Here is a 15,434-nt window from a genome sequence, read left to right on the forward strand (position 1 = left end):
CTCTATCTCGTATATGTCTACTCCAACTCAGAACCCTCAAGACCCATCGACTGGCACCAAAGATGCCTATAGCAAACCCGCCAGTGGTTTATTTTGTCTGCTCGGCCCCGGCGGTCGCATCGCTGGCAATGCTGAAGGAAAAGTCTGCTGCTTTGAGTCAGAAGCTGAAGCAGAGGAATTTCTCCAAACCCATCCCGAACTCAGCGAACAGCTCAGCGTCCAGGAAGTCTTCGTCAAAGGCGAAGTGCATGGCTGGGAGCAAGTACCGGCAGAAACCGTAGAAGAACGCAGCCTGAAAGAGTTGGATTCGTAAATGCCCGCCATTAGGGTCGAATCTGCACCGGCATAACCAAATACTTCACCTTCTCAGCCCCTAAAGGTTCCATAACGGCGGGCTGAGTCTGCCCGTTCATCTGTAGCTTGACCTCGGCAGCATTAAACACCTTCAAGGCATCGAGCAGATATCTGACATTGAAGGCAATCTCCAGATCTTCCCCCGAGAACTGCAGTGGCAGCGATTCTTGTCCGCCTCCCACATCTGGCGCTTCCGCTTCGATATTGACTGTTTGGTCGGCCATCGAAAACTGAAACTTCAAAATATCGTTCTTCTCCGCCGCAAACACAGCGATGCGCTCTAGCACCGAGATCAGTTCTCGGCGATCGAGGGTTGCCAAGCGTTCGAATTGCTGGGGAATGAGTTGGGCATAATTGGGATACTGGCCGTCCAGCAAGCGGCTGGTTATCGTAATATCGGGCAGCCGCACTACCACCTGCGAGCGATCGAACTGCAGCTTGAGAGTTGGAATTGCTTGGCTGGACAGCACGCTTTCTAATTCTTTGAGAGTGCGGGCAGGAATCGTAAACTCTAGACCGTCAGATCCGCGAACGGGATTTTCATCCGCTTCAGTTTCATCCGCTTCTCCCATCACCTGGATAGTCGCTAACCGGTGGCCGTCAGTCGCGGCAAATTCTAATCCCTCCGCAGTCGACTTCACATGAACGCCAGTCAAAACCTGCTTAGTCTCGTCGCTCGCAGCAGCAAATAATGTACTGCCAATCCCGGCCAAGAGGTCGTCAACTGCAAGTTCCTCGATCTCCCCTTCGATCTCGGGTAATTCAGGAAATTCGTTCGGATCGGCTCCCCGGATCTGGTATTCCCCCGCAAGGCAGGAGAGCGTGGCTGGCGCATCGAGGTCCGGTTGGGACAGGGTCAAATCCGCATTGGGGAGACGGGGCACAATATCTTTGAGTAAGCGAGCGGGCAAAGCCGCTCGTCCTCCTTCCAGCACTTGCGCTTCAAATTGAGTACGAATGCCTAAACTTAGATCGAACGCCGTGAGGGCTAGCGTGTTTGCTGCAGGATCGGCTTCCAGCAAGATATTGGCCAAAATAGGCGAATTGGGGCGACTGCTCACCGCTCGACTGACAAAAGCAATGTGCTGACTGAGCTCTGCTTGAGAACAAACCAATTGCATGGATAAATCCCGACTCGAAAAGCAGCGATGTGGAGTGCCAGCCGAAGCATCGATTGGCTAGAGGCGGCTGGGGGCAACGGCGACAGCGCCTCGGCTCGCTCCGGGCACAGCCATCCTAGCACCCGGGATTGGCATTTCTCGTCCCTGCTCCAGCTCAAAAGTTTTTTTGCATCTCCTTGCCCGCTCTCTATCTACTGTCTTTCTTTTAAATATTTAAACTAGTAGTAGTAGAGGCTGTGGAAACTGTGGAGAAAACTGGGGATCGCTCTCCCCAGCGGCGATCGGGCTCAATTTTGCCTGTGGAAAGTCCTGTGCAAAAATACCCCACTTTTCCACAGGGTATTTTTACTTACTCAAATACTCCACAGGTTTTCCACAAGTTTTCCACAGAAAAGAGAAGTTTTGCACAGGTTTCCCACAGGGGTAATGCGATCGGACGATCGCAGATTAACGAAAAGATACATACAATCAGTGTCTGTAAGCGAGATATCTTGACATATCACCCTAGATATGGAAAGTCCGAAAAGTTGGCTCGAAGATTGCCTCCAGTGGCCCCTTGCAGTTTTCCACAGGTTTCCACAGGCTTTCCCCATTTTTGCAGTCACAATTGAGGTGAAATCCAAGTGGGGTAATGGGTTTAGAGAAGCTTAAGTTTGGATTAAGGTCATTATCCTACTACGGGGTATTGGCTGCAATGCGCAGGCGATCGCCTAACTGCTGGATTTGGCGTGCCAATTGAGGATCTTTTTTCTGCATTTGGGCTACTTTTTCGCAGCTGTAGATTACTGTGGTATGGTCCTTGCCCCCGAAAGCTTCGCCGATTTTAGGCAGGCTCAGATCGGTGTAGTGGCGCATCAGGAACATGGCGACTTGGCGAGCTTGACTGATTTCTCGCTTGCGGGAGTTGCCCTTCAGATCGGCCTCTGAGAGTTTGTATTCCTCGCAGATCGTCTCTATGACGACGTTAGGGGTGACCTCGCGAGACTTGGTGGGGGGATTGAGAATGGGGTCGATATTCTCCACCGCCATTGCCAATCCAGAGATGGACACAAAGGCCACGGCTCGAATCAGCGCCCCTTCCAATTCTCGAATGTTGTTGGTATAGCGGGAAGCAATATATTCGATCACCTCCGGCGGGAGGTGCATGCCTTCATATTCCGCTTTCTTCTGCAGAATCGCCATGCGGGTTTCGATATCGGGAGATTGGATTTCGGCAATCAACCCCATCGAAAACCGAGAACAGAGCCTCTCTTGCAGTCGGGGAATTAGGTGAGGGGAGCGATCGGAGCAGAGGACGATTTGCTTGCCGCGCTCGTGCAGGGTGTTGAAGGTATGGAAAAACTCTTCTTGGGTGTATTCTTTGCCTTCAATGAATTGAATGTCGTCCACCATTAGAATATCGACATCGCGATAGTGCTCCCGAAACGCCTGCATACTGTCGCGGCGGATTGCGTCGATTAAGTCATTGGTAAAGCGCTCGGTGGAAACGTAGAAGATTTTGGTGTTGGGGTCGCTCTCCAAGCGATATTGGCCGATTGCCTGCATGAGGTGGGTTTTGCCCAGCCCGACGCCGCCGCACAGAAATAAGGGATTGTAGGCCCTGCCCGGCATCTCTGCCACGGCTAGAGCGGCGGCATGGGCCATGCGGTTATTCGAGCCCACCACAAAGCGGGAGAAGGTGTATTTGGGGTTGAGTTCGACGGCGCGCGTTCGAGTGGTGGTGGGTTTGGCTTCGAGGACAGGCAAAGGTGGAGCAACTGGCGCACTCGGCAGGTCGGCGGGTTCTCCCTTGCCGTTGCTCTCTCCACTGGAGACTGAGATGGCAATTTCTAGGGGGCTGCCCACAATGCCTTCGACGACGGTGGCAATGGTGGTGACGTAATTCTTTTGCAGCCAATTGCGGGCAAAGGTGTTGGGGGTTTGGATCGTCAGACAGTGCTCGGTGAGGGATTCTGCCCGAGCAGTTTTAATCCAAGTCTCGAATGTCGGCCGACTGAGCTGCACCTGAAGGTGGCTTAGAACTTGGTCCCAGAGCTGTTCGGCAGACAAAGTCACGAGGTTATTGGCTCTTGCAAACGACAGAGCGGTGGAGGGATTGCCTCGACCCAGACAGGATTTCAATCTCCTGGATAGATAGCATATCAGACTCATTCGGAAGGGGCTGATGGTTCGATCGATGCTGGTTGTTCGATCGAACTAGAGATTTGAGGGTTGGTTCGCAGTCGAACTCAGGCATAGTTTGTGGAAAAGGCTGAAAGTTCGTTACAATATTGAGCCTGCCAGTACTCCGCTCTGCCGAAGTCGAGCTGCGAACCCATTCGGGGGCGGTCCCCTCAAGTGCTGCTGGAGAAGTGACCCATAAGGATAGATCGTGACTAAGCGTACTTTAGGTGGGACGAACCGCAAGCGCCTTCGCGTTTCTGGGTTTCGTGCCCGTATGAGAACCCCCGGTGGCCGTCGCGTCATTCGCCGCCGCAGAGCCAGAGGTCGCGCTCGTTTGGGTGCGTAACGCCTGTGCTGCCGCGATCGCACCGGCTGCGCTATCGACCGGCATTCGATACGATCTATCGTCGCGGGCGTTGCTATCGCGGCCAACTTTTGACATTGCGAGCGTGGCAAGTACGATCGCGCCATTCCCGCAGTCGCTCCAGTTCTCAGTATGCCGAGCTGCCAACTTCGGCGCGTCCCACTCAATGGGCGGTAGTGGTCAGTAAAAAAGTCAGTAAAAGAGCAGTCGATCGCAATCGCATCAAACGGCGTATCCGCGCTCAAATTCAGCAGTTTCTGCCGCTGGTGTCGCCAGACTGGCTGGCGATCGTGACGGCCAATCGAGCGCGGAGTTCAGAACGAGCAGCACCAATTTTGACCTGCCCGATCGCCCAACTCCAGGCAGAGCTCCAGCAGCTCTTGCTGCAAGCGGGCTTGCTGCTCGCAGCTCCCGACTCGACCGATAGCGCAGTTTCCACAGTTGGGAATTCTGTGGAAAACTCCAGAAAGCCTTTTGCTGTGGGGGACTGCGAGCCGCCGATGGTGGGGGAGGGGGCGATCGCCCCATAAAATGGATTTAGAGTTTTTTTAGAATTCGACGGTATGGCCAGCAAAACAGAAGAGGTTTTTTTTGAGGGTAAACCTCACATTGGCGATCTGATTGGCAATACGCTGTTGGGGGCGACGATTGTTGGCCTGCCGCTATTTATCGGTTCCCTCACCCGCCGTCTTTGGGTGAATTACCGCATTACCAATCGTCGCGTGACGGTGATTGGTGGCTGGCTGAGCCGCGATCGCTCCGATATTATCTATAAGGAAATCGCTAAAGTGGCGAGTGTGCCGAGGGGAATTGGTGCTTGGGGGGATATTGTGTTGACCCTGAAGGATGGCAGCCGCTTGGAAATGCGATCGGTACCTGAGTTTCGTAAAGTGACGGACTACATTCTGGAGAAAATTGACGATAGGGCCCGTCAGGTGAGCGGTCCCGCTGGAGAAAAGCGCTCTCGGACTTAGAGCTCGCCCCTATTTAAGGCGCGATCGCTTGCAGCATGTGGCTGGTTCGTCGGCTCAGTCGTCCCCGACATGCCCCGGCAGAGAGTCCTGACTGCGATCGCGATAAAATTGCGGTCCGATTCTTGCGAGTCGGACTCCGAGTGGCTGGCAAAACCCACTACAATGTAAACCAAACGTTACCAAACGAGACCCGCATGGACTTTGGCATCGGCTTTCTTTCCAACAACGTCATGCTGCCGATTCTGGACTTTTTCTACGGAATCTTGCCCAGCTACGGACTCGCCATCATTTTCTTGACCCTCGTGATCCGCTTGGCGCTATTCCCTCTCAATGCGGGTTCCATTCGGAATATGCGCAAGATGAAAGTGGCTCAGCCCCTGATGCAAAAGAAGCTGAAGGAGGCGCAAGAGAAATACGCCGACGATCCGGTCAAAATGCGGGAAGCTCAATCCGAGCTCTACCAAGAATTTGGCAATCCTTTGGGGGGCTGCTTTCCACTCCTGCTGCAAATGCCAGTTCTGTTCGCGCTGTTTGCCACCCTAAAGGGCTCGCCGTTTGCAGATGTGCCCTTCGATATCAACCTGCAAATATTGCCCGCAGAGTTGAGTGCTGAAGTGGTACCTGCCCCCGTTAGCACCAAGCCTAAAAATCTCTTTTTCAACGACTCCGTACATCGTCCGGTGGTGCTGACTGCCCCGATTGGCCAAAAAATTGCCGTGGGAGACAGGACTCAGCTGCAATTACAAAGTGTGCAGGGACGGGCGTTTGCCGATCTAGTGCGGGAATACCACACTGATGGCGAGATTTCCCTCATTCCTAACTGGCAAATTACGAAAGGGGAAGAGCGGGCCCAGCTGACCTCCGACGGTCGCTTGCTGGCTTTGCAGCCGGGAGATGTCACCGTTCAGGTCAAAGTACCGGGCGTCGCTGCCAATACTGGATTTTGGTTTATTCAAGAACTGGGTCGGGTGGGGGCCCGAGCTGAAGATGGCACGATTCACTGGGATATTGTGGGCTTGGTGATTGTCTTCGGGTTGAGTACGTATGTCAGCCAATCGATTTCGGGCAGCAGTGGCCCCGGGTCGAGTAATCCCAGCCAGAATTCCGTTAATAAAGTTACGCCAATTCTGTTCTCTGGCATGTTCCTGTTTTTCCCGCTGCCGGCTGGAGTGTTGATTTATATTGTAGTGTCGAATATTTTCCAAACGGTTCAGACGTATTTTCTCTCCCAAGAGCCGCTGCCCGAGAACTTGCAAAAGCTGGTGGAAATGGAGCAAGAACAACAGGAGCTCGAGGAGAGCAAAGCCAGTAAGCTAAAAGACAGCGGCGGGCGCGGGTCCTTACCATTCGAACGCTAACGGGGTGCTGAGGGCATTAGGGCAATGGCGAGTCAGGCAGAGAGTGCGTTAGAACGCGGTCGCGAGTGGCTGGAATCGGTCTTGCAACTGATGTCGGTGTCTGTTCCAGTCGTGCAGTCGGAGGACATGCTAGAGATCGAGGCTGCAGATCTATTGGATTCCGAGAAACAGGCACTGCTCGGAGAAGGGGGGGCAACGTTAGATGCGCTGCAGTATCTGGCCAATGCGCTATTGAATTTGCATCTGCCGAAAGATGCTCAATTTGCTTACACTATTGAGTTGGACGGCTATCGCCAGAGGCGCCAAGAGCATTTACAGCAGTTGACGGCAGCAGCAGTTGAGCGAGTGCGATCGAGTGGGACCGAGTATGCAATTGAGTCCCTCTCGGCGGCGGAACGGCGGCAAGTGCATACGCTGCTGAGCGCTGAAGAATATGCCGATCTGGAAACCTTCAGTCGCGGCAAAGAGCCCCATCGCCATTTAGTCGTTTGTTTAGCCGGGAAGGCGGAGGCTTGAGATGTTGCGCCCGATTTCGCTCGGGGACCTGTCGCAAGTGTCCGGCGGTAGGCGGGAAATCGAGTTTCGCCAGCCGATCGCCAATTTTGTCTCTCTAACCCCCGTGCAGGGCTGGGTGAAGATTGTCCATCGAGGCACCTTTGTGGAGGTGGCGGGCTCGTTCCAAACGATTGTTACCCTCAGCTGCCATCGCTGTTTGCAAACCTACAACCACCAGCTACAAGCGGAGATGAGCGAAGTATTGTGGTTGGAGAAGGCTCCAGCGGCGATCGCCAAGGAGGCAGAAGTGGGTATGGAAGACTTGCTGGAAACGCTATCTCCCGATGGGGAGTTCGATCTTGAGGATTGGGTGTACCAACAATTGTGTTTGTCTTTGCCCCAGCGGCAACTCTGTGCTGAAGACTGCGCTGGGCTGGTTGCCGAGGTGAAACAGGGGGAAACTGTCGATCGCCGTTGGACTGCACTACAGCAGCTCAAGCAGCAGTTCCAGTAAGCAGAGATTGGTTATAGGGTGTTTGGGGTGGGGCGCAACCTCACCAATCGAGACGCAGCCCTTGCGATCGCAACTGGTTCTGAAGCTGCACTAAAACCTCATCGCGGCTGGCCTCAGCTAGAGGGAGATCGGCATTGCCCTGTTGGATATACCAGGCGGCGATCGCACCGGCCGCTCCGCCAACACTCCATTCGCCGTAGTGGGTGCGGGTGGCGGCGTTGACGATGTGGGTGACAGCAATGCTTTTGCCACCGATGAGAAGATTGTCAACCCGTTGTGGAATCAGGGCTTCAGGGGGAATATAGATAGGCTTGACAACAAATTCGTTAATGGGGGCCGAAGCAGCTTCGCCGGAGGGTTCCCAATTGCGATAGCGGCAGCCGTGGATATCGATCGCATAGTTAGTAACGGCGATCGCTCGCGCTCGCCAGTCTCGACCGCCCCTCAGATCGAAGCGAATATCTTGTTCTCGCAGCATAAACTCGTCGTCCCCATAAGCCGCCCGTCCCAGAATTCGCCGTCCCTCGCGAATGTAGGGATACATACTCAGACCCGATTGCGTTTGCAAGGGGGAGTCGGGACCGGACAGATGAGCTAGGGGAACGGTGGGGGTGGAGTGATGTTGCATCAGCCATTCGGAAAACAACAGAGCGCGATTCTCGGCAGCTCGCAAGGCATCGATCTGGAGTCCCCCCAACCAGTTTCGATCTTGACCCTCAGCCAGGATCTGCTCGGCAGTGAGAATCAGCGGCGGGTTCATCAGATTCCAATCATTACCGCGATTCCAATTCACCAGGGCGATGTCTCCTCTACCGGGGGTGCCGGTGAGGGGATTGCTGCCGGAGAGGCTGACGATGCGGCGGTAGTGGAAGAAACTGCGACCGGAGAGGAGATTGAAGCCATTGAGGGAAAAGTCACGCCGGTGTTCTGCTTTGGCATAGCCCGTTTGCAGTTGGGCCAGTTGATTGCGCGATCGCCCGCCATCGTCGGCGATCGCCAGGGCGAATGGAAAGGTAAAGGCTTGCGTGCAGTCGGGATTGTCAGCTACGGCGTGGGGCTCGCCCGTGGTGGCGTAGCTTTCGGAGCCTAGGCGGTGGGGTAGGTTAGCCCAGCCCACCAGTTCCCCCGTATCGGTGGCGTCGATGACCGCGAAGGGGCGACCGGCGACCGGCTGAAGGCGTAGGGGAATTTTTTCAAAGGTGGCGTCGCTCTCCCAGTCGTACCAACGGTGCAGTTCGCGGGAGAGGCGGCCGGTTGGAATGTAATCTGGCGATCGCGGGATGCGGCGGACGGCGTTGATGGCAATAAGGCGATCGCCCTCGGCATTCCACTCTGCCCCTTTAAACGCGGTAGAGGTGGCCCAGCGGCTGTCGGGAGCCGTCTGGCGGGTTGATTGCAGTAATGTTTCTGAGGCAGCATGCCCCGCAGCGGGTGGAAAGCACAGATCTCCCACCCAGCAGCCATTAATGTCGGCTACGACGGCGGTTGCGATGCCTGTAACCTCCGACGGTAGAGCTACGGTTTGGGCCGCGATTAACTGTTTGAAGCGATTCCAATTGCGAGAAAAGTTCTGCCGCTGTCGCATCACCAGCGATTCGTCGATCGCCGATACCCCCTGCGAGCTAATCTGTCCCCCCAGCCAAGGGGTGAGTTCGATCAGACAGGTGCGGGCTCCTGCCTGCATGGCGTGCGCCGCTGCGGCCACACCTCCCAGCGACCCCCCAATCACAACGACTTCGCAGGTCCAAATTTCCGGTGGTGTGGCCGCAGCAGGGTCGGGAGAGCTTGTTGCTAGGGGCATCTCCGCGCCAATCGTCGGGGATTGGGAGACCGGTAGTAGGTTGCTAAGCCGGACTGCAACGGCTACCCCAGCCAAAAACGTCACCACGGTTCCCCCCAACAACCAACGCATCGATCCCATGGTTCCAACGCCTGCAAGTCTAATTACGGTTGTGGGAGAATCTGATGCAGTTCCCTAAAATTAGAGAGAAGTAAAGTCCGCTACCGTCAGAGCAAACTCACCTTTCAGACGCGCGAGAGTCTCGCCCTCAGCGAGCAGTAAAGTCTCGCCATCGATAACCTGTGTAGATACATTACTGCCAAATGTGAGCTCTCCAACTAAACCAATGAGGTCAGCCCTCTGCCTGAAGTCCAGGATGAGATCGGTGCCATCCTCAGCAGCCAACACAAAGATGTCTCTACCGTAACCGCCAGTCAGGATATCATCTCCCTCCCCCCCCGATCGGGGTATCTTTGCCGTTACCCCCAGTGAGTACATCATCTCCCTCATTGCCAGCGATCGAGTCTTTACCGTGACCGCCAGTCAGAATGTCATTGCCCTCCCCGCCAAATTGCCGATGAGAACAGTAAAAATCTCGACCGGAATCGTGACAGGTAAACCGTCACTATCTGTGGCTGTTACCGCAAAACTGGTGACGGCGAGATCGCTTGCGAGGCTGCTCGTTTTGATATCGCCTGCAATTGACATCGAACTCAGACTGCTGCTCGTAGTTAACCCTTCGACATTAGAGGCGAGTGCCAAAACTTGGGAACGAAGCTCGGTATCTTTTGGAGGGGCATCGCCGAACAGGATAATGCGTCGGGCGATCGCTTCTCTTCTCCATTCTCCAGCATCACCAGATAGGGCACGGATGAGTCCCGCATTCACGGCTTCGGGAAAATCACCGCCTCCACTAGCAGAGAGACGGTTAATTGCGCTAATCGCTGCAGCTTTCTGAGCTTCTATTTTCGGTTGGTCGGTGAAGGAGAGAAGAGTGGCTGTGGCAGGATCGTTGTAGCCAACTACGGCGATTCGAGAATCTAAAAAACCGCGTTCGCCGTCAAAGATGGTACTAATGATGTCTGCGGCGCGGGCTTTAACAGCAGTAAGATCGTCGCGCATACTGCCAGTTATATCAATAACGAATGCAATATCTTGACCTGGGGAAAGTTTGATTGATTTATCGGCAAATACTGCTGTCTCGACTCCTGTAAGTGTATCAGTACCGTCCCGACCCGTTGTTTTATCACTGATTTTTATGGTGTCATCGAGAAGAAACTCTATGTCGTAATCGGCAAATGAACCTTTATAAATAGCTTTATCATCTCCTTCGAAAAGACCTAATACAAAAGATCCACCCTCTATTATGTCATTACCAGCACCTCCGATGAGGCGATCGTCACTGCTAGCACCATTCAGAATATCGTTTCCTTCTCCACCTTCAAGTACGTCAGAAAGAAGCCCACCATCAATAATGTCATTACCATCACCACCAACAAGTAGAAAGTCAGAATTAACGCCATTATTGATATCAAAAATTCCGTCAAATGGATCGAGATTGTCACCTCCGTGGGTTCCGTAAATTACTTTTAAGTTATTATGCTGATAGGCAAGAAATGGATCTGAAAAGAGGTCGAAGAAGTAATTGATTCCACCATTGTTAAGCAGACTTAAAACTCCTTGTTTGACTGTGCTGCTATCTACACTCGCTTCAAGCACCCGATCTGCTGCAAAATCACTTTGTGTATAAGTAGAGTAAACTCGGCCAGAGCCCGTGAACTCGATCTGGACTTGACCTCGGCCTAATCCAAAAGGATCTAAGACTGGTTGTAGAAAGATATCGTTGAATTGCTGAATTAAAGAGCCTGCAAGAGATTCAAAGCCAAAATTATCATTCTCCGCTCGCACTTCCATGCCGCTGATAGTTTTGACTCCATTAATAACTCTGAATTCAAGGTTTGTGGTATCTAAGACGAAATTGTTGTTACTACCAAAAATATAGGATCGATCAGCATGATCGGCACTTCCAAGACCTGTTTTTTATTGAGAGATCTTAATTTCTAGATCGTTGTCATTTAGTCCTAGTCTAGTACTCAGTTCGGCAAAAGTATATGTTCTATCATCGAGATTTTCTGCCGCAAAGAATTTTTCCACGGCGCCAAATAGCGAAGGGTAAGCAAAACGTCCTCCACCGCTCGTCAGATAGGTATTCATATCATAAGACTTGGATGCTGGGGAAGCATTTAGGGGCCTGATATGCTCGTTGTAGTCGTTTGGTGATGGATTTGCTGTTCCGAAAAGGTAAAGTTTTTTAATCTCGATTGGGTCGAACATGGAATGCGCTCCAAGTATGATGTTTCCTTAGAATGTGTAGGTTAGATGTTATCACTACTAATTTTTATAGAGCTCAGAAAAATTACTGTCTTTCTCTGGTGCTGTTCAGTTTTTATTGCTGTGGGAGTGTTGTAATATAGGGACAAGCGAAAACCTAGTGTCTATAGCATTCATTGCTGGTTGGATACAATGGCCTATTCCTCAGGTGCGATATTGGTTGTTTTAGGCAGGCTGCTAGCAAATCAATCCTGTTCAAAGCACATCAATGCAAAGCGGCACCTGTGTGAGAGTTTTGCGATTGTCGTAGTAGCTATTATCTCGATCGCTACTCAAGTAATGGCTGATACTCTGTCCTATTGCGTTACAGCTGTAGGAGAAACCCATACACTTCTACCCTCAAATTCCGATCGCCGACGAAATGAGTCACCACAAATAACTATTAACTTGAATAACGAAACATATTACATTATTGCTGGTGAAGAGCACTTGTTTCTTAAAGACGATCTAGAAAGCTCTCAACCCCTAGCCGTTGTGGAGGTTAAACAGTACGGCACTAATATCATAAAGGCATTGGCATTAGGCGAAGATGACTGGCTCTGGGTTGATGGTTACGAAGACGATTATTTGGTTCAGATCGATCTTGATGGAACAAAGCCTACAATTGGTTTGCCGACAGCACTCCCTGAACTGTATACCGAACCGTGCTCTTCATGGGGACGTTATGTGGGCAATTGCTCACGGCGCGAACAGGTGTTTTATAGCACAACACTTCAAAGACCATTTATAAGAGGACATCAGGTTAATTTCTTTGGCAAGCCACGCCTCGTAACATATGAAATAGTGGAAGGTGAGGCGAGACAGTTGCCAATAAACATTCAAGACTCGCCTTTACTGGTTGATATTTCAGAATTAGGGGGAGTCATTCTAGAAGGACTATCCGGCGAGACACTCTTCTACGACGGGGCAGATATTACGCTTATTTTTGATATTTCACAAAGACAGAATTTTAATCGGGATATACCAGACTGGTTTGTCACAAGAACACCTCTTGATGGTCGAATTTTCTTAACAAATATTGATTTAGTGGATCGATATCCATTTTTAATAGAACTGCAACCTGGATTGGTTCTTCAAGAAATTTCGCTTCCTCCTGAAGTCGTAGATAGCTGGATTGAGCTTTTCTCAATGCCTGACGATCGAAGTTTGTGGGGAGTATCTAGATATAGAATTATAATGGGTATCAATGATGAATTAAACACGGTTCTCACAGTCCCAGAGACAAGTTATATTAAGGGGAGGGATTTAAGTCAAGACTCTGATGGCTCTATCGTCTTCTCCGTATGGAATAGTGTCACTAGCTCGCCAACTAATTATTTAATTCTTCCTACATCAGAGGCAGAGTCATGTGAAGTTATTTTAGATGAAGATCGTTCGGTAGTTCTCAATGAGTAAGAATGAGTTGTAATTGTGACGACCTGCAGCCAGGATCGATAGAATCTACAAATCGGGTTATTTTCAACGTCAGCTTGAAAAAATGACCAATTTATTAAAGTAGCTTCCGAGTTGTAGCTCGAAAGAAAATCGATCGGGGCAAAAGGTAACTCTAGTAATGGAACGTGAATGTCGCTCTCTTATAACTTTAGTCTGACTTATCAAATTTGACTGCCGTAGATATCTGGACGTCGGAAGTGGGAGATCGAGATCGTAGAGTATTTCTACGGCAGGAAAGATACTTTCTCTAAGTAAATTTACTCAACAAATTCACACAAAACATATCGGCCAACCATCAATCGAGATTCTTTGCGGGCAACAATGGGCCGGGCTGAGTTTAACGAGGCGATCGCTGGTAACCGCGAGATAGAAGGGCTACGATCGCCGTTAACCCAATCCTTTCCATAGGTGCAGTGGTGGAAGCAGTCGAAAACGGCTCAATTGACAGGGACACAGCGGAAACCCCTCAAGCACTGGCGACCGTGACCCAGGGATCGTTAGGTCAGGGGCTGGAAGCGCGGCTCAATCCGGGGATCTCTGTGGAGGAGATGCGGGTGGGCAAGTTTGTGGTAGTGCGGGGGCAGCGAAATCGCTTTTTTGGCCTGCTCTCGGATGTGGCCTTGGGGTCCACTAGCCCGCAGATTTTAATCGATCCGCCCCGCCCCGAAGAAATATTTTTGTCAGAAATATTGGCAGGAACGGGGACATTTGGGACGGTGACGCTCGTCCCGATGTTGATGTTGGTGGATGGGAAAGATGCGGATGAGACGCAACTGCTGCCGGTAAAAACGGTACCGGCCCATTTTTCACAGGTTTACGAAGCGCGGAAGCGAGACTTTCAAGCGGTGTTTGGGTCGGAAGCCGAGCCGCGATCGCGCAATTTTGCCATCGGTCAGCCTGTGGATACGGACGTGCCCATCTGCTTGAATCTCGACCGATTTGTGGAGCGCAGTAACGGCATCTTCGGCAAGTCCGGCACGGGGAAATCTTTCTTGACTCGCCTCTTACTGGCGGGGATTATCCGCAAGCAAGCTGCTGTCAACTTGATCTTTGATATGCATTCGGAATATGGCTGGGAGGCAGCAACGGAGGAGAGTGGGGCCAATACTGTCAAGGGCTTGAAGCAATTGTTTCCCGGGCAGGTACAGATCTACACCCTCGATGCCGATTCGACTAAGCGGCGGGGGGTTCGAGATGCGTTGGAGCTATTTATTAGTTTCAACCAGATTGAAGTGGAAGATCTGATGTTGTTGCGGGAGGAGCTAAACCTTTCAGAAGCGAGCTTGGAGAATGCGGTCATTTTGCGCAATGAGTTCGGGCGAGACTGGATTTCGAGACTCTTGACAATGTCGAATGCCGAGATTCAAGAGTTTTGCGAGCAGCGGATGGGTCATAAGGCGTCGATTATGGCACTGCAGCGCAAGCTGACGCGGTTGGAAGATTTGGACTACATTCGGTCGGCGACTCCCCACAATTACATCAACCAAATTTTGGAGTCGCTGGAGGCGGGCCAGCACGTTGTGATCGAGTTTGGTTCTCAATCCAACATGCTCTCTTACATGTTGGCCAGCAATGTAATTACTCGCCGCATTCACAAAGCCTACGTTCACAAAGCCGAGCGCTACTTATACAGCAAGAATCCAGCAGATAAACCCCGGCAACTGACGATCGCGATCGAGGAGGCCCACCGGTTCTTAGCTCCGCAGACGGTGAAGCAAACCATTTACGGCACGATCGCCCGCGAAATGCGCAAGTATTTTGTCACGCTGTTGGTAGTGGATCAGCGACCGTCGGGGATCGATAGCGAGGTGATGTCCCAAATCGGTACGCGGATTACGGCACTGCTCAATGACGAGAAAGATATCGATGCGGTGTTTACAGGGGTGTCGGGGGGACAGAATCTGCGCACGATCTTGGCGAAATTGGATTCCAAGCAGCAGGCATTGATCTTGGGCCATGCAGTGCCGATGCCGGTGGTGGTGCGCACGCGGCCGTATGACGAGCGGTTTTATGCCGAGATTGGGGAACCCGATTGGAGTGAGGCGTCAGATGAGGAGGTTTTGCGGGCGGCAGAATTGGCGCGAACGCAGTTGGGCCTGTAGGGACTGTACGGCTTTGCGTTCGTCCTTCTCAGTTTCCATACAAACCAGTTTGTTAAATGTTGTGACATCTCGAAATTGACTGGCCAGAGCTGAAATTCTTTTGCCACAAACTTTGTAGGGATTTTGAGGAACTTCAGTAGAGCTGTTACTAGCGTTGACGGGAGGTGATGCTCTCAATAATATACAGACTAGTTGGTATACATACGACCAACAGATCGTCCATAGGAGAGCAAAGGGCAATGCGATCCATGCAGGACTCAAGGCGTCTGGCCTTTCGAATTTGCACAGACAAACCTAGTAGGCAGCTCGGAATGAATCTATCCCCAACTCCCAAGAGTATATAAAAGAAGCTCTCAATACCTGCATGATGGTGAGTCAGAAAAC

At 51.8% G+C, this 15,434-nt stretch carries 15 protein-coding genes; 9 read left to right on the forward strand and 6 right to left on the reverse strand.

Features of this window, described 5'->3' with window-relative positions; genetic code table 11:
- Positions 1 to 13 precede the first annotated feature (13 nt).
- Positions 14 to 313, forward strand: a complete 300-nt coding sequence (locus tag SYN7336_RS05920; protein ID WP_017325010.1) for a hypothetical protein — start codon at positions 14 to 16, stop codon at positions 311 to 313.
- A 10-nt stretch (positions 314 to 323) separates the two neighbouring features.
- Here SYN7336_RS05920 and dnaN read toward each other — a convergent pair whose 3' ends face one another.
- A complete protein-coding gene (gene dnaN, locus SYN7336_RS05925) occupies positions 324 to 1,475 on the reverse strand; it encodes a DNA polymerase III subunit beta (protein WP_017325011.1) in 1,152 nt (383 codons plus the stop codon).
- A gap of 675 nt (positions 1,476 to 2,150) precedes the next feature.
- Positions 2,151 to 3,530, reverse strand: coding sequence for a chromosomal replication initiator protein DnaA (gene dnaA / locus SYN7336_RS05930; protein ID WP_026100741.1), 1,380 nt, complete (start codon positions 3,528 to 3,530; stop codon positions 2,151 to 2,153).
- Between the two features lie 316 nt (positions 3,531 to 3,846).
- On the opposite strand from dnaA, the gene rpmH reads away from it, so the two are divergent.
- The 6 genes from rpmH to SYN7336_RS05955 all read left to right on the forward strand — a co-directional run bounded on the left by rpmH (position 3,847) and on the right by SYN7336_RS05955 (position 7,343).
- Positions 3,847 to 3,984, forward strand: a complete 138-nt coding sequence (gene rpmH / locus SYN7336_RS28685) for a 50S ribosomal protein L34 (protein ID WP_071590747.1) — start codon at positions 3,847 to 3,849, stop codon at positions 3,982 to 3,984.
- A gap of 5 nt (positions 3,985 to 3,989) precedes the next feature.
- Positions 3,990 to 4,532: a ribonuclease P protein component gene (gene rnpA / locus SYN7336_RS27730; RefSeq protein ID WP_017325013.1), complete on the forward strand. Its 543-nt coding sequence runs from the start codon at positions 3,990 to 3,992 to the stop codon at positions 4,530 to 4,532.
- Positions 4,533 to 4,565: 33 nt separating this feature from the next.
- On the forward strand, positions 4,566 to 4,976 hold the full coding sequence (locus SYN7336_RS05940) for a PH domain-containing protein (RefSeq protein ID WP_017325014.1): 411 nt from the start codon (positions 4,566 to 4,568) through the stop codon (positions 4,974 to 4,976).
- Between the two features lie 194 nt (positions 4,977 to 5,170).
- Positions 5,171 to 6,334: a membrane protein insertase YidC gene (gene yidC, locus SYN7336_RS05945; RefSeq protein ID WP_026100742.1), complete on the forward strand. Its 1,164-nt coding sequence runs from the start codon at positions 5,171 to 5,173 to the stop codon at positions 6,332 to 6,334.
- A 24-nt stretch (positions 6,335 to 6,358) separates the two neighbouring features.
- Positions 6,359 to 6,850 (forward strand): R3H domain-containing nucleic acid-binding protein, encoded by a 492-nt coding sequence (locus tag SYN7336_RS24650; protein WP_017325016.1) that lies wholly within the window; start codon positions 6,359 to 6,361, stop codon positions 6,848 to 6,850.
- 1 nt (position 6,851) lies between these two features.
- Positions 6,852 to 7,343 carry a DUF177 domain-containing protein gene (locus tag SYN7336_RS05955; protein ID WP_071590748.1) on the forward strand — a complete coding sequence of 164 codons (492 nt, stop codon included), beginning with the start codon at positions 6,852 to 6,854 and terminating at the stop codon, positions 7,341 to 7,343.
- A 40-nt stretch (positions 7,344 to 7,383) separates the two neighbouring features.
- Here SYN7336_RS05955 and SYN7336_RS05960 read toward each other — a convergent pair whose 3' ends face one another.
- The 4 genes from SYN7336_RS05960 to SYN7336_RS05975 form a co-directional block, all read right to left on the reverse strand.
- Complete coding sequence (locus SYN7336_RS05960; protein ID WP_026100743.1) at positions 7,384 to 9,264, reverse strand: FAD-dependent oxidoreductase; 1,881 nt, start codon at positions 9,262 to 9,264, stop codon at positions 7,384 to 7,386.
- A gap of 301 nt (positions 9,265 to 9,565) precedes the next feature.
- The gene (locus SYN7336_RS32185) at positions 9,566 to 9,673 is read right to left on the reverse strand and encodes a hypothetical protein (protein ID WP_162139141.1); all 108 of its coding nucleotides are present in this window, start codon (positions 9,671 to 9,673) and stop codon (positions 9,566 to 9,568) included.
- Entirely contained in the window at positions 9,667 to 11,037 is a 1,371-nt protein-coding gene (locus SYN7336_RS27735) for a VWA domain-containing protein (protein WP_017325019.1), read from the reverse strand. The genes SYN7336_RS32185 and SYN7336_RS27735 overlap by 7 nt, the downstream gene beginning before the upstream one ends.
- Positions 11,038 to 11,163: 126 nt before the next feature.
- A complete protein-coding gene (locus SYN7336_RS05975) occupies positions 11,164 to 11,457 on the reverse strand; it encodes a hypothetical protein (RefSeq protein ID WP_017325020.1) in 294 nt (97 codons plus the stop codon).
- A gap of 189 nt (positions 11,458 to 11,646) precedes the next feature.
- Here SYN7336_RS05975 and SYN7336_RS05980 point away from each other — a divergent pair, with 189 nt between their 5' ends.
- Both SYN7336_RS05980 and SYN7336_RS05985 read left to right on the forward strand, forming a co-directional pair.
- A complete protein-coding gene (locus SYN7336_RS05980; RefSeq protein ID WP_227498607.1) occupies positions 11,647 to 12,909 on the forward strand; it encodes a hypothetical protein in 1,263 nt (420 codons plus the stop codon).
- Positions 12,910 to 13,361: 452 nt separating this feature from the next.
- The gene (locus SYN7336_RS05985) at positions 13,362 to 15,050 is read left to right on the forward strand and encodes a helicase HerA domain-containing protein (protein ID WP_017325022.1); all 1,689 of its coding nucleotides are present in this window, start codon (positions 13,362 to 13,364) and stop codon (positions 15,048 to 15,050) included.
- Positions 15,051 to 15,434 lie beyond the last annotated feature (384 nt).

The sequence above is a fragment of the Synechococcus sp. PCC 7336 genome (assembly GCF_000332275.1).
GTDB lineage: Bacteria > Cyanobacteriota > Cyanobacteriia > Thermostichales > PCC-7336 > PCC-7336.

Excerpts from the sequence above, each read along its gene's own strand:
- SYN7336_RS05920 (WP_017325010.1), top strand. The coding sequence starts at position 14 with ATGTCTACTCCAACTCAGAACCCTCAAGACCCATCGACTGGCACCAAA.
- yidC (WP_026100742.1), top strand. The coding sequence starts at position 5,171 with ATGGACTTTGGCATCGGCTTTCTTTCCAACAACGTCATGCTGCCGATT.
- SYN7336_RS05955 (WP_071590748.1), top strand. The coding sequence starts at position 6,852 with ATGTTGCGCCCGATTTCGCTCGGGGACCTGTCGCAAGTGTCCGGCGGT.
- SYN7336_RS24650 (WP_017325016.1), top strand. The coding sequence starts at position 6,359 with ATGGCGAGTCAGGCAGAGAGTGCGTTAGAACGCGGTCGCGAGTGGCTG.
- SYN7336_RS05980 (WP_227498607.1), top strand. The coding sequence starts at position 11,647 with ATGGCCTATTCCTCAGGTGCGATATTGGTTGTTTTAGGCAGGCTGCTA.
- SYN7336_RS05975 (WP_017325020.1), bottom strand. The coding sequence starts at position 11,457 with ATGTTCGACCCAATCGAGATTAAAAAACTTTACCTTTTCGGAACAGCA.
- SYN7336_RS27735 (WP_017325019.1), bottom strand. The coding sequence starts at position 11,037 with ATGGAAGTGCGAGCGGAGAATGATAATTTTGGCTTTGAATCTCTTGCA.
- dnaN (WP_017325011.1), bottom strand. The coding sequence starts at position 1,475 with ATGCAATTGGTTTGTTCTCAAGCAGAGCTCAGTCAGCACATTGCTTTT.
- SYN7336_RS05940 (WP_017325014.1), top strand. The coding sequence starts at position 4,566 with ATGGCCAGCAAAACAGAAGAGGTTTTTTTTGAGGGTAAACCTCACATT.
- SYN7336_RS05960 (WP_026100743.1), bottom strand. The coding sequence starts at position 9,264 with ATGGGATCGATGCGTTGGTTGTTGGGGGGAACCGTGGTGACGTTTTTG.